Genomic DNA, 13383 nt, shown 5'->3' with positions numbered 1-13383 from the left:
ATTATAGCCTATTTTTGTGGGAAAGATTCTGATTGCTTTTTTCTAGTAAAAATTATAATATGATTGAGTGATTTAAAGAATTTAAGGAGGATTTTATGGGTAAATACTTAGTTTTACAGACAGATTTTGGATTAGGTGATGGAGCCGTTAGTGCAATGTACGGGGTCGCTCATATGGTGAGTGATGAAATTACCATCAATGATTTAACGCACGACATTCCTCCTTATGATATATGGACAGCTTCTTATCGTTTATATCAAACAGTTAAATACTGGCCTGCTGGGACTGTTTTTGTTTCAGTGGTAGATCCTGGCGTAGGGAGTCATCGCCGTAGTGTAGTAGCAAAAACAGCATCTGGCCATTATATTATTACACCGGATAATGGTTCTTTGACGCATATTCGGAATTACCAAGGAATTACCGAAGTCCGTAATTTAGACGAAGTGAAAAGTCGTCTGCCTCACTCAGAAGAGAGTCATACTTTCCATGGACGAGATATTTATGCCTATAATGGTGCTCGTTTAGCTAGTGGTGAAGTGACTTTTGAAGAACTAGGTGGCATTGTGCCGACGGATAGTATTGTTGAAGTTCCGTTAGTTGAAGCAAAATACGACGGTAAAATTTTCAGCGGTAGTATTGATGTCTTGGATGTTCGTTTTGGTTCATTGTGGACCAATATTCCGTTAGATTATTTCAAAGAAGCCAAAATTGATAGTGGTGATCGTCTGCAAGTGACGATTTATCATGACGGTAAAAAAGTTTATCAAAACATCATGCAATTTGTCCGTTCTTTTGCAGAAGTAGAAATTGGCGAGCCGTTAGTTTATGTCAATTCATTGATTAATATCGGAATTGCGGTTAATCAGGATTCGTTCTCTGATTTATACAATATCGGTACTGGGACTAGCTGGCAAATTGAGTTGCGTAAAGCAGCCAAAGTTATTTTCGAAGAAGATTAATCTTTGAAAGGATTGCTTGTGTTGGTGCGAACGTTTATTATATGAATGAAGCAGTTTAGAAAAAGGTCCGGGGTGGGTACATGCACTTCTCCTGACCTTTTTTCTGATTGAAGGAGAAATAGATGACAAAACCAATGATTGATTTTAAAAATTTTACTTTCCAATATCATAGTCAAGCTGAGCCAACCTTAAAAAATATAGATTTATCGATTCAAAAAGGTGAAAAAGTGCTGATTGTCGGACCTTCCGGCAGTGGAAAATCGACTTTTGCCAACTGTATTAATGGTTTAATTCCCAATCAATATGAAGGGAAAATCGAAGGATCGGTAGAAATTGATGGTCAAAATATTGCCGACCGTTCACTTTTTGATTTATCTTTTAGCACTGCAACTGTTTTGCAAGATACCGATGGGCAATTTATTGGCTTAACGGTAGCAGAAGATATTGCCTTTGTTTTAGAAAATGATTTGGTTTCCCAAGCTGAAATGAAAAAACAGGTAGCTCATTGGGCTGAAGTTGTTGATATTGACCAGCATTTGGAAAAACGCCCACAGGATTTATCTGGCGGACAAAAGCAGCGGGTGTCGATGGCCGGCGTCTTAGTCAATGAAGCACCGATTTTATTATTTGATGAACCATTAGCAAACTTGGATCCGAAAGCTGGTAAAGAAGCAATTGCATTAATTGATCAACTACATAAGGAAACCGGCGCAACTATTTTGATCATTGAGCATCGTTTAGAAGATGTTTTAGACAAGCCAGTAGACCGGGTAATTGTTTTTAGCGAAGGGGAAGTGGTGGTTGATACCACGCCAGATGCATTACTGAAATCGACTACTTTGGCAACTCATGGTATACGTGAGCCTCTCTATGTAACGGCTTTGAAATATGCGGGTGTTGATTTAAATCAATTGACCCAAATTGACCAATTGGAAAAAATCGATGGGCCAGCTGTCAAAGAAAAGATGGAAGTTTGGCAATCTGCCCACTTCGATTTGCCAAAATTAACTGAAAAAGCCCCATTATTGGAATTAAAAGATTTGATTTATTGCTACGGTCAAAATGAACCGCTTGTAATTGATCATTTAACTACCACCATTAATAAAGGTGAACGAATTGCAATTGTTGGGAAAAATGGTGCTGGAAAATCAACTTTGTTTAAAGCAATCTGTGGCTTCATTAAACCTCAAGGCAGTCTAAAATGGGAAGGTCAAGAAATTTCCAAAGAGTCCATTAAAGAACGGGCTGATAAAATTGGTTACGTGATGCAAAATCCCAATCAAATGATTTCAAAAAAATTGATTTTTGATGAAGTCGCCTTAGGTTTAACCTTACGAGGCGTTAATGAAATTGAAATCAAAGAACGGGTGGAAAAAGCCTTAAAGGTTTGCGGCTTATATCCATTCCGGAAGTGGCCGATTTCAGCTTTGAGTTATGGGCAAAAAAAACGGGTAACGATTGCAGCGATTTTAGTATTAGAGCCGGAAATGATTATTTTAGATGAACCAACTGCTGGTCAGGATTTTCGCAATTATACTGAAATGATGCGCTTTATTGAAGAGTTAAATCATTTAGGTAAAACGGTAGTCATGATTACACATGATATGCATTTGATGTTGGAATATTCAGATCGGGCCCTCGTGGTTAATCAAGGGAAAATCTTAGCTGACACTACACCGATTGATGTTTTAACTTCACGGGATTTGGTTGAACAAGCATCGCTAAAAGAAACTAGCTTGTTTACTTTTGCGGAAAAAATCGGTTTAGCCGATCCAGTCGAATTTACCCGGAAATTTATTCATTATGATCGTGAGGTGAGACGTTAATGGAAAATAATCAGACCTTAGGTTATCATCCCGGTGAGACAATGTTGCATCATTTAAATGCGACAGCCAAATTGATTTTTCTATTATTAGTCTCGATTGCCTGCATGACTACCTATGATACCCGCTTTTTGATTGTCATTAGTATTTTATCTTTGGCAATGTTTAAAGTGGCTAATGTGAAATGGTATCAAGTGTCATTTGTGATCAAATTTATTGTCTTCTTCTCGATTTTAAATTTATTAGCAGTCTATATTTTTCAGCCAGAATATGGGGTGCAGTTGTATGGTACTCGCCATGTGATTTTCGCTGGTTGGGGACGTTTTACTTTGACGCAAGAACAATTATTTTATTTGTTTAATCTAGTATTAAAATACTTTTGTACAATTCCTGTGACGTTGATTTTCTTATTTACCACTAATCCTAGTTCTTTTGCTTCTAGTTTAAATAAGATTGGGGTCAGCTATAAAGTCAGTTATGCAGTGGCTTTAGCTTTACGCTATATTCCTGATATTCAAGAGGATTTTCAAAATATCTCGCAAGCGCAACAAGCTCGTGGTTTTGAAATGTCTAAAAAGGGTAAGTTGATGCAGCGGGCAAAAGGAACAGCTCAAATTGTTTTGCCATTGATTTTTTCTAGTTTAGATCGAATCGAAATCATCAGTACGGCAATGGAGCTACGACGTTTTGGTCAAAAGAAAAAGCGCACTTGGTATGTAGATCAACCGTTTCAAATGAAAGATTATCTCTTGATTGCACTTAGTATTCTACTCGTTTTAATTACGATAGCTTTATTTCATGTCAATGGCGGACGTTTCTATAATCCATTTAAATAAATAATTTTTACAGACGGAGCCTTTATGGTTTCGTCTTTTTTATTTTTCAAGAATAAAATTTAAAAAAATGAAAAAATAATAGTGAACATAACAATAATTTTTAATCAAAAATATTTCTATTAGTGCAATAATAAAAGGAGAGAACGCGCGGTTTTACACTAGAAAAAAGCGGGAAAATTTAAAATGCACGAATGATCGTAGTAAAATCAAGGTTTGTTGCACTAACTAAAGTGCAAACATTTCATATTGTCGTAAAAACAGAAAGCGCTTATATTAAAGCCATAAGGAGCGAGAAAAATGCAACAATTAAGTAAGAGAGAACTTAGAATCCTGCTTTACTTATTAGAAAATTCCGAACCAGTGACGACGCAAAAGTTAGCTGATGAAGAAGCAGTCAGTGTTCGAACGGTGAAATACGCTCTAGATAATATTCGACTATGGCTAAAAGAACGGCGCTTGCAATTAGGCAGCAAACGCAGTCAAGGAATCTGGATTGAAGTCAACGGTTCAGAACGGATGAAACTAAAAAGTGAAATGATGGCAGTTGACCGCTTGGAGTTATTTCCTGATCAAGGCTTGCGGTTAGATCGTTTGATTATTCAATTATCATTGAGTAAGTCAGCCACTACTGCACAAGAATTAGCTGATCGTTTGAAAGTTAGTAAAGATACGATCATGAATGACTTTGTTGTTTTAGAAGAGAAGCTAGCACGAAGAGAGATGGAATTATCACGTCAAACGGGAAAAGGTTTTTCAATCACGGGGACTGAAAGAGAAATTCGCTTATTGATCGAAGAAGTCTTGCAACAAGGTTTCACCGATTACGACATCTATCGCATCATGGAATTATTGTTGCAGGGAGAAGAATGCGATCGTTATGAGATTTATTCAGCTTCCCAAACCTTATTGCAAGAAGTTTTTAATCAAGCCATTGTCAGTTTAAGAGAATTATTGGCTGTGGAAAATTTAGATGAATTAAATTATTCTGAGCTATTAAATATGCTGATTCGCGTTTCTGTTGCTGCTACCCGAATCCAGTCAGAAAACACGATTGGCGGTTATCAATTATTGCAAACGGATCAAATTAATCGCGAAGAATTGGCATATCAATTAATGTCGGTTATCTCAGCTAAGTATCATTTACCTCTTTTTGAAGACGAATATCGCTATATTTACAGTGATACTTTTGATAGCGGACCGCAACAAGATGTGATGACCTTGACGAAAGAAATTATTTCACAGGTTAGCGAAAATCAAAATTATCCATATAATCAAGATCCAGTACTATTAACCAATTTATATGCCCATCTGTCTTTGCGTTTTACCCGCAAACAAAAATATGTCAATGAATATAATCCTTTCAAAGATGAAATCAAAGCCAATTATCCCAGCTTATTTGCCGCAATTGAGAGGGCCGTAAAAAAAGAGATGATTGATGAAAGTCTATTGGTGAACGATTCATTTATTGCTTATATCGCTTTACATTTCTTGGTTTCCTTTGAAAAAGAAACAGATTCACGACGTGTCAGAGCAGTCTATGTTTGTTCCACTGGTTTAGGTGTCACTAGTTTAATCAAACAAAAAATTTCAGAAGAGCTATCAAATCTTGAAGTGGCTGCCTTTGCTTCGGTCTTAAATGCTCAAGAAATAGTCAAAAAGAAAAACCCTGATTTAGTCATTAGTATTTTTCCGATTGAAGGCGTTGATCGACCTTTTGTGAAGGTACATCCTTTGCCAACGAAGGAAGATTTGAGAAAAATCCAAGTTGAAATTAAGCGAATTCTTGGTCAAGACAATCAAAAAACACCAAATAAACTTGGCTTAACCAGTGGTCCAATCAATCATGATTCGGCTGAATCTTGCAGTAAAGATTTGATTTTAAAAGGGTATACAGTTTATGAGCGTCTATTGGTGTTATTGAAAGATCACTTAATTATTGAATATCGAGAGGGCTTTTTACTCCATGTCTTGTTATTAGTGCATCGGATTACCTTCGAGCAACAATATATCTTAGAAGGTGGCCACGAAGATCAACGAATCATGCAACAAAAAAATTTAGTTGAGCAAATTGAAGCTTTGTTCGCTGAAAATAATTTAGCCATTAATAAATCAGAAATTCATGCGTTATTTGCGTATCTGAGAGAGGAGTAAATCATTGGAATTGTCAGTCGATGCCAAAAAAATTATCGCTGAAAGTCAGCAAAGAAAAGCTCTAGAGGAACTGATTGATTTTGTCGAAGAGCAGTTAAAAACGCCAGCGATTGAATTATCAGAATTACAGTGGACGGTCTTAATTAATCACTTGAATGAAATGTTAAAACGCTCGGAAAATCATGAGGCAATTCAAGAAGTTGATGCCAGTATGTTTAATGAAGTATCAGAAGAATCATTAATGATCGCCAAAAAAGTTGTCGATTTTATCGGTCAGCTACCAATTGATGAAATGTATGTCTTATCGATTCATTTTGAAGCAGCAAAAAACAATTAAAAATTAGGAGGAAACAAAAATGATTACAGTAGTTATCGCAGATCGCATGGGTAAAGGACAAAATGTCGCAAAAGAAGTAGAAGCAGCAGGTGGAAAAGCAGTAGTTGTTCCAGGTATGGGTGCCGATATGCGGCTAGGTGATGTGATGCAACAAGAAAATGCAGATATGGGAATTTCATTTTGTGGCAGTGGTGGCGCAGGTGCTTTAACCGCCGCAACAAAATATGGTTATCCTGAACGTCACGGCATGCGTTCAGTTGAAGAAGGCTTGACTGCCATCAATGATGGAAAAACGGTTTTAGGCTTTGGTTTTATGGACCAAGAAGAATTAGGCAAACGTTTGACGGAAGCTTTTGTTAAAAAACACGGCTTATAGGAAGTGATGAAATGACTGCACAAAAAACAACTCAAAAAAAAGTCATTGTTAACGGCAAAGGTAATTCAAAGCAACATGCCTTTGCGGCAGCATTAGGTGAAATTCAGCAAAAATTAATGCAAGAATCAGAGGTTCTGTTACGAGTTGAACCGTTTGAAGTCGAAGTTTTGGCAGCAACCGAACAAACTTTTACCGAACGATTTTTATTTTTCTTTTTTCCGCGAAAACGGACCAACTATCAAGTTCAGTTGGCAGTAACGGTGGAAGTCAGTGAAATAGATTTGACACTGGTTCCTTTCATGCAAGAAAAGATTGCTGATCCGGAAGGGATTAACCTGCCTTTTGTATCCAAAAAAATAAAAACTAACTAAAGAGAGGAAGTTATTTCGTGGATTTTGCAATTATATTAATTAAATCAATCATCATTGGCGGATTGTTAGGTTTTTCTGCATCAGTCGGTGCGGCTCGAATGTTTCATGCCCCAAGTACTCAAGGTTTAGGTGCTTTTCGGACATTGGGAGAAATGAATGCCTGCATGGGTGATCCTGCTTCGCATTTTTCTTTCGGTTTAGGGTTCTTCTTTAATGCTTGGGCATCAACTGTTGGTGCCGGTGCCTTCACACAAGATGTGACCCACCGGATCGTTCCCAACTGGGCAGCCGCAGCTTTATTATTCAAAAATAAAAATGTTGGCGAAACCGTCCATAATCCTAAGAAAATGGGGATTGTCGGTGCCGTGATCGGGGCTGTCGTAGTAGCCTTTTTAAATTCAACCGCTGCAGCTATTCCAGAATCTTTACAAGTCACAGCAGTCGCAGTCTTAGTTCCAGCAGCAACAATTTTAATTAATACCGTCATGCCGGTTATTTTCTGGCTAGCAGCTTTAGACGCAGGCAAACGAACTGGTTTCTGGGGAACTTTATTTGGCGGACTTGCACAATTAATCATGGGTAACGCGGTACCAGGTGTGGTATTAGGGATTTTAATCGGTAAAGGTGTTGACGAAATCGGTTGGAACAAAGTTACTAAGAGTATGATGGCAGCAATTATCTTACTGTTCGTGTTAAGTGGCTTCTTCCGTGGTTTCGATTTACAAATGTTGGAAAGCTTCAAACTTTCAGCACCAAATTGGTTAGATAATCTGCATGGTATTTTTAATATCGAATAAACAAAAGAGGTTTCTGAAGAGAAGCTTTATGCATAAAAATTAGGAGGAGAATCATGGAGAATACGGAACAGTGGAAAAAAGAACAAGAAGAGATATTGGCCGCACAAAAACAAAAAAGTTTCTGGTTTGCGGATTGGTCGTTTCCGATTATTGTAGGCTTGATGTCGGCAGCTGTTTTTGCGGGAACGCACATGTATGTTACTTATGGCGTGGGCGCCTTTAATGAAGTATCGATTGTAGCAATGTTAAAAGCTGGCTTAGATGGCGGATCTTATGGTGCGGCAGCGGCTTTTGGCGCTAGTTTCTTATTTGCTAGAATTTTAGAAGGTTCATTAGTCGGTATTTTAGATTTAGGCGGTTCAATTTTAACAGGAATCGGGATTGGGATTCCAGCGATTTTTCTTAGTATGAAAATTACTGCACCAATTGATAACTTTGCTTTGTCATTAGCGACAGGTTTAATTTTAGGTGCGTTAGTCGGTGGAGTGATAATTTTGATTCGTAAGTTTACGATTAATCAATCAAATTCGACTTTTGGCGCGGATGTGATGATGGGTGCCGGAAATTCATCGGGTCGTTTCTTAGGACCATTGATTATTTTAAGTGCTTGTCTAGCATCTATTCCTATTGGGATCGGTGCAACTTTAGGAGCATTAGCTTTTTATGCATGGAAAAAACCAATTGCCGGTGGTGCAATTTTAGGTGCAATGATTTTAGGTGCACTTTTCCCTGTAGCGATTAAATAGAAGGAAGGCAGTTCATAAATGTTTGATAAATTAGTCAAAAATGGGAAGCAAATCGACGGTAGTAAAATTGAGATTGCAATTTCAGCTGGAAAAATTGCCAAAGTCGACACAACGATTACTGATGAAGCAAAAGAAGTCATTGATTTAAAAGGCGATTATTATGTTTCAGCTGGCTGGATTGATGATCATGTTCATTGCTATCAAAAGATGAAATTGTATTACGATTTTCCTGATGAAATTGGCGTAAAAAAAGGGGTAACCACAGTGATTGATGCCGGAACCACCGGTGCTGAAAATATCAATGACTTTTATCAGTTAGCTAAGGCGGTAAAAACCAACGTTTATGCATTACTTAATATTTCAAAATGGGGCATTGTCGAGCAAGATGAATTAGCTGATCTTACCAAAGTGCAAGAAGATTTAGTTCATCAGGCTTTAATGGAGTTGCCTGAATTTATTGTAGGGATCAAAGCTCGCATGAGTAAAACAGTTGTGGGAGAAAATGGGATTACACCACTAGAATTGGCTAAAAAAATCCAAGCGGACAATCATGATTTACCTCTGATGGTGCATATTGGATCAGCACCGCCAGAATTACAAGAAGTATTGACAGTGATGTCAAAAGGTGATGTCTTAACCCATTGTTTTAACGGAAAACCCAAGGGCATTCTTGATCAAACAACCCAAGAGATTAAAAGTTTTGTTTGGGATGCTTATCATAAGGGCATCATTTTTGATATTGGTCATGGAACAGATAGCTTTAATTTTAATGTTGCAGAAAAAGCATTTGTAGCAGGAATGAAAGCTCACTCAATTAGTACCGATATTTATGTTCGTAACCGTGAAAATGGCCCTGTTTTTGACTTAGCGACAACACTAGAAAAACTAAGAGTCGTTGGCTATTCTTGGGAAGAAATCATCGAAAAAATCACAGTTGCACCGGCTAAAAATTTCAATTTAAACAATAAAGGGAAAATAGCTGTCGACTATGATGCTGATTTAACCATTTTTGAAATCATCCCAGCAGACAAAGAATTAATTGATTCTAACGGTTTTACTAGAATGGCAACCGAACAGATTAAACCCCATCAAACAATCATTGGAGGCGTCCTTTATGACAATTAATTTTGAAAAGTTAGGCTTGAAAGAAGTTATTAATGCCTCAGGTCGCATGACTATTTTAGGGGTTTCAAAAGTTTCTGAGAATGTTTTGACAGCGCAACGTTTTGGTGGTGAACATTTTTTTGAAATGAGTCAGTTAGCCATCCAGACTGGGGCCTATTTAGCTAAATTATTAAAAGTGGAAGACGCACAAATTGTTTCTTCCGCTTCAGCTGGAATTGCCCAATCAGTGGCGGCCTTGATTGGTGCTGGAGATTTATATCATGCTTATCATCCGTATACTGAAAAAATCAGCAAAAGAGAAATCATTTTACCAAAAGGTCATAATGTTGATTATGGGACACCAGTTGAAGTAATGGTGGAACAAGGTGGCGGACAAGTGATTGAGGCAGGTTATGCCAATATGTGCGGACCAGACCACTTAGAAATGATGATTACAGAAAAAACAGCGGCGATTTTATACATTAAGAGCCATCACACTGTTCAAAAAAGTATGTTGACGGTTGCTGAAGCGGCAACTGTAGCGAAAGCACACAAGATTCCACTAATTGTCGATGCAGCAGCGGAAGAAGATTTATTTAAATATATTCAAGCGGGCGCAGATTTAGTGATTTATTCTGGTGCCAAAGCGATGGAAGGGCCAAGTGCTGGTTTAGTCATCGGTAAAAAAGAATATATTGAGTGGATTCGGCTGCAAGGCAAGGGAATCGGTCGCGCCATGAAGATTGGTAAAGACAATATTTTAGGTTTTACACAAGCGGTGGAAGATTACTTAGTCCATGGTAGTGAAGCCGGCAGTGAAATGAAGGCGAGAATGCTTCCTTTTATCGCAGATCTTAACGAAATTTCAGGTTTATCCGCCGAAGTCGTTCAAGATGGTGCCGGTCGCGATATTTATAGAGCCAGCGTCAAAGTCAGCGGCGAAAAAACTGCGAAACAAGTGATTGAAGAACTGAAAGAAAAAGATCCAGCGGTTTATACGAGAGAATATCAAGCTAATAATGGCATCATCGAATTTGATGTACGCTCAGTGAATCAAAGTGAAATGACAAAAATTGTCAATCGATTAAAAGAAATTATGTAGGGAGTTTAATTATGTCATTAAGTCCAAAATATTATCAAGAACGGGTTTGCTTAAATGTTTTAGCAAATTCAGTTGAAAATGCAAAAGATTGTTATGAAGCTGCTGAAGGTTATGTAGTTTTAGGTGTATTGTCAAAAAATTATGCCAGTGACGAAGCGGCCATTGAAGACATGAAAAAATATCAAGCAGCGACAGAAAATGCTTTATCGGTGGGACTTGGTGCGGGTGATCCAAACCAAAGTCAAATGGTTACCCGCTTATCTGGAGTTTTACAACCGCAACATGTGAATCAAGTATTTACTGGCGTTGGTGCTTCACGAGCATTATTAAATCAAAATGAAACAGTTATAAATGGTTTGGTTTCTCCAACCGGAAAAGTTGGTTTTGTAAATATTGCGACTGGCCCGTTAAGCTCAAAAGCGCCAGAAGCGATTGTGCCAATCGAAACAGCCATTAAATTATTACAAGATATGGGCGGTAGCTCGGTAAAATATTTTCCAATGAAAGGCTTAGCTCATAAAGATGAATTCAAGGCAGTGGCTGAAGCTTGTGCCAAATATGATTTCTATTTAGAACCAACTGGCGGGATTGATTTAGAAAACTTTGAAGAAATCCTAAAAATTGCTTTAGATGCTGGTGTGAAGAAAATCATTCCTCATGTATATAGCTCGATCATTGACGGAACAACTGGCGATACTCGACCAGAGGATGTAGCAACTTTACTTTCGATTATTAAAAAAATCGCTTAAAAAAGCAGCAGCGACGTGAAATTTTCCGTCACTGCTGCTTTTTAAATTTTGGCTAAAATTAATTTACGGAAACTTTCAAAATCTTTGACTTCTTTGATTTCTTGATAGATACCCGCAGAATCAAAAACCGATATCAAGGCTTCGTAAATTTCGGTAAAATACCGTCGGTCAACTTCATTAATGGCAGCTAATAAAACCAATTGAACTTTTTTTGCTCCCCATTGAATCCCATCTTTGGCAATAAAAATCGAAATTGTCGTTTTTTCAGCTTCCATATAGACGGAATGGGGTATCGCCACTGCTTCAAAAGCTGTAGAAGAAGCCAATTCTCGTTCTAAAACATGGGTATAAAAATCTTCTGAAACAATTTCTGCACTTTCTAATTGCTGACAAATTTTCTTCAAGACGGTCATTTGATTGGTTTCATTTTTTTGACAGGTAAAGAATTGTGGATCAAAATAATCATCGAAATTCTTGGCTAAAATACGATGTTTTCTATGTAATCGTATTTGCCCAACTTTAGATAGAAGTAACAAGCGCTGTTCTTCAGTGAAAATAGGCGAAATTTGAATGGTTTGAAAACTTGAGCTGACAGGTACCGGTAAGGTCGTAATTAATAACTCAATTTCAGATATTTTTAATTGATTATAATCGGATATCACCGCTTCAATTTTTAAATCATTGCCAAATTGCTGGTGCAGTTGCTCATATAATTTTTCATCTAAATTCATATATTGAGGACATAATAAGACGGTTGAAATTTTAAACAAATCTTTTTTCTGTTGTTCTAATTCCGAACCCACATGCAAGGCAATATAAGCCGCTTCATCCTCAGCCACGTCAATCGCCAGATAATGATTTAACCGCAAAGCAATAAAAACTGCGATATCATAAACAATCGGAAAATCTTTTTTCATGGAAGGCAACATTGGGTTTTTTAAGGAGGTTGCTTGTTTTGCTCGGGAAAAAAGTCCGCTAATATGCAACGAAAAAGGCACTAAGAAAGATTCACTAGTTAAATTGACACCAAAAGTCTGGCAGGTGTCACTGACGATATTTTGCACCGCTGTCATAATATCAGCACCGACAATTTGCTCCAATTCATCCAGATTATGGGAAGGAATATAGTTGACATTGGCTTGAAAAATCATATGAATTTCTTCTTTTTCATGATGGTTCAAGATTAAATCAAAATCTTTTTCAATCGCATGAATCATTTGCGTCACCAATTTGGCTTTGTCTTCTCTCAGCCAAGAGCTAAACCAGTTACGACTGATGAGAGAATGATCATTACGAACTGACTCCAGTAAAATCAGTAGATGCAACATCAAATTAATAAATGAAAAATCATTGAGGCGGTATTTAGTCGATTGCAAAGTTTCAGTAATAATATTCGCCAGCTTGGTTACGTCATTTTGGTTAAAGTTTTCTGCTAAAATTTCTTGATTGATGAATTGATGGGGGACTTCCTCAAAAATAACGTATGAAAGTAATTGACGTTTGTCTTTCTCCTCACCGATGATCTGTAAAGTGTCATTTTTAATCATGAATTTGACGTGGTATTTGGCAAAGGACTGGTTCATTTTAGCGACGTCAGTTTTCAAAGTAGCGTAGCTGACAAATAATTCCTCACTTAAGTCAAAAATATTCAATTGGCGATTTTCAATCAGACTTTTTTTAATCAAATAAAAAGAGCGCTCTTTAAAATTTTGTGGGAGGGCTTCTTTTTGCGGTGTCTGACTCAAGATTTTTTGTCCCGTTTGATGTTCGATTTGATAGCCTAATTGTGAGGATAAAATAACGGGATTTCCAGATGATTGATTGATTTCATAGATATAATTTTTAATTGTTCTGACGGACACACCAATTTTTTCAGCCAAAATACGGGCCGAAGTTGGGTGCTGTTGTTGTAAAAGATAATCAATCAATTGTGCTTGTTTGGCTTTCATAGGTGGCCTCCTTACAACACTTTATAAATATTATAACGTGGATTAAAACCAGATGATATATTTTTTTGCACGGGGGTGTGCAA

13 protein-coding genes are annotated in these 13383 nt (G+C 37.3%); 12 read left to right on the top strand and 1 reads right to left on the bottom strand.

Features of this window, described 5'->3' with window-relative positions:
- Window positions 1–95: 95 nt before the first annotated feature.
- From ID741_RS15910 to dagF, 12 genes are all read left to right on the top strand, one after another.
- Complete coding sequence (locus ID741_RS15910) at window positions 96–959, top strand: SAM hydrolase/SAM-dependent halogenase family protein (RefSeq protein ID WP_438720715.1); 864 nt, start codon at window positions 96–98, stop codon at window positions 957–959.
- Between the two features lie 122 nt (window positions 960–1081).
- The gene (locus tag ID741_RS15905; RefSeq protein WP_438720714.1) at window positions 1082–2785 is read left to right on the top strand and encodes an ABC transporter ATP-binding protein; all 1704 of its coding nucleotides are present in this window, start codon (window positions 1082–1084) and stop codon (window positions 2783–2785) included.
- Window positions 2785–3618, top strand: coding sequence for an energy-coupling factor transporter transmembrane component T family protein (locus tag ID741_RS15900; protein ID WP_438720713.1), 834 nt, complete (start codon window positions 2785–2787; stop codon window positions 3616–3618). Before ID741_RS15905 ends, ID741_RS15900 begins: the two co-directional genes overlap by 1 nt.
- A gap of 297 nt (window positions 3619–3915) precedes the next feature.
- Entirely contained in the window at window positions 3916–5769 is a 1854-nt protein-coding gene (locus ID741_RS15895) for a BglG family transcription antiterminator (RefSeq protein WP_438720712.1), read from the top strand.
- Window positions 5770–5773: 4 nt separating this feature from the next.
- Window positions 5774–6106, top strand: coding sequence for a PRD domain-containing protein (locus tag ID741_RS15890; RefSeq protein ID WP_218325727.1), 333 nt, complete (start codon window positions 5774–5776; stop codon window positions 6104–6106).
- Window positions 6107–6125: 19 nt separating this feature from the next.
- Window positions 6126–6482 carry a glycine-rich SFCGS family protein gene (locus ID741_RS15885; RefSeq protein ID WP_438720711.1) on the top strand — a complete coding sequence of 119 codons (357 nt, stop codon included), beginning with the start codon at window positions 6126–6128 and terminating at the stop codon, window positions 6480–6482.
- Window positions 6483–6493: 11 nt separating this feature from the next.
- Window positions 6494–6853 (top strand): DUF4312 family protein, encoded by a 360-nt coding sequence (locus ID741_RS15880; RefSeq protein WP_438720710.1) that lies wholly within the window; start codon window positions 6494–6496, stop codon window positions 6851–6853.
- A gap of 17 nt (window positions 6854–6870) precedes the next feature.
- Window positions 6871–7650, top strand: a complete 780-nt coding sequence (locus ID741_RS15875) for a DUF4311 domain-containing protein (protein WP_218325730.1) — start codon at window positions 6871–6873, stop codon at window positions 7648–7650.
- 53 nt (window positions 7651–7703) lie between these two features.
- A complete protein-coding gene (locus tag ID741_RS15870; RefSeq protein WP_438720709.1) occupies window positions 7704–8396 on the top strand; it encodes a DUF4310 family protein in 693 nt (230 codons plus the stop codon).
- Between the two features lie 18 nt (window positions 8397–8414).
- Window positions 8415–9521 (top strand): amidohydrolase/deacetylase family metallohydrolase, encoded by a 1107-nt coding sequence (locus tag ID741_RS15865; protein ID WP_438720708.1) that lies wholly within the window; start codon window positions 8415–8417, stop codon window positions 9519–9521.
- A complete protein-coding gene (locus ID741_RS15860) occupies window positions 9511–10602 on the top strand; it encodes a DgaE family pyridoxal phosphate-dependent ammonia lyase (RefSeq protein ID WP_438720707.1) in 1092 nt (363 codons plus the stop codon). Before ID741_RS15865 ends, ID741_RS15860 begins: the two co-directional genes overlap by 11 nt.
- Before the next feature lie 11 nt (window positions 10603–10613).
- Window positions 10614–11351, top strand: coding sequence for a 2-dehydro-3-deoxy-phosphogluconate aldolase (gene dagF, locus ID741_RS15855; RefSeq protein WP_438720706.1), 738 nt, complete (start codon window positions 10614–10616; stop codon window positions 11349–11351).
- A gap of 41 nt (window positions 11352–11392) precedes the next feature.
- Here dagF and ID741_RS15850 read toward each other — a convergent pair whose 3' ends face one another.
- Window positions 11393–13300 carry a BglG family transcription antiterminator gene (locus tag ID741_RS15850; RefSeq protein WP_438720705.1) on the bottom strand — a complete coding sequence of 636 codons (1908 nt, stop codon included), beginning with the start codon at window positions 13298–13300 and terminating at the stop codon, window positions 11393–11395.
- Between the last annotated feature and the right edge of the window lie 83 nt (window positions 13301–13383).

It is taken from the genome of Enterococcus sp. AZ103 (assembly GCF_051714685.1).
Lineage (GTDB): Bacteria > Bacillota > Bacilli > Lactobacillales > Enterococcaceae > Enterococcus_A > Enterococcus_A alishanensis.
The sequence above is the reverse complement of the archived record's forward strand: the minus strand, read 5'-3'. Positions and strand labels throughout refer to the sequence as shown.

What these genes read in the sequence shown, in the direction of transcription:
- ID741_RS15895 (WP_438720712.1), top strand. Translation starts at nt 3,916, where the DNA reads ATGCAACAATTAAGTAAGAGAGAACTTAGAATCCTGCTTTACTTATTA.
- ID741_RS15885 (WP_438720711.1), top strand. Translation starts at nt 6,126, where the DNA reads ATGATTACAGTAGTTATCGCAGATCGCATGGGTAAAGGACAAAATGTC.
- ID741_RS15910 (WP_438720715.1), top strand. Translation starts at nt 96, where the DNA reads ATGGGTAAATACTTAGTTTTACAGACAGATTTTGGATTAGGTGATGGA.
- ID741_RS15905 (WP_438720714.1), top strand. Translation starts at nt 1,082, where the DNA reads ATGACAAAACCAATGATTGATTTTAAAAATTTTACTTTCCAATATCAT.
- ID741_RS15880 (WP_438720710.1), top strand. Translation starts at nt 6,494, where the DNA reads ATGACTGCACAAAAAACAACTCAAAAAAAAGTCATTGTTAACGGCAAA.
- ID741_RS15900 (WP_438720713.1), top strand. Translation starts at nt 2,785, where the DNA reads ATGGAAAATAATCAGACCTTAGGTTATCATCCCGGTGAGACAATGTTG.
- dagF (WP_438720706.1), top strand. Translation starts at nt 10,614, where the DNA reads ATGTCATTAAGTCCAAAATATTATCAAGAACGGGTTTGCTTAAATGTT.
- ID741_RS15850 (WP_438720705.1), bottom strand. Translation starts at nt 13,300, where the DNA reads ATGAAAGCCAAACAAGCACAATTGATTGATTATCTTTTACAACAACAG.
- ID741_RS15865 (WP_438720708.1), top strand. Translation starts at nt 8,415, where the DNA reads ATGTTTGATAAATTAGTCAAAAATGGGAAGCAAATCGACGGTAGTAAA.
- ID741_RS15860 (WP_438720707.1), top strand. Translation starts at nt 9,511, where the DNA reads ATGACAATTAATTTTGAAAAGTTAGGCTTGAAAGAAGTTATTAATGCC.
- ID741_RS15870 (WP_438720709.1), top strand. Translation starts at nt 7,704, where the DNA reads ATGGAGAATACGGAACAGTGGAAAAAAGAACAAGAAGAGATATTGGCC.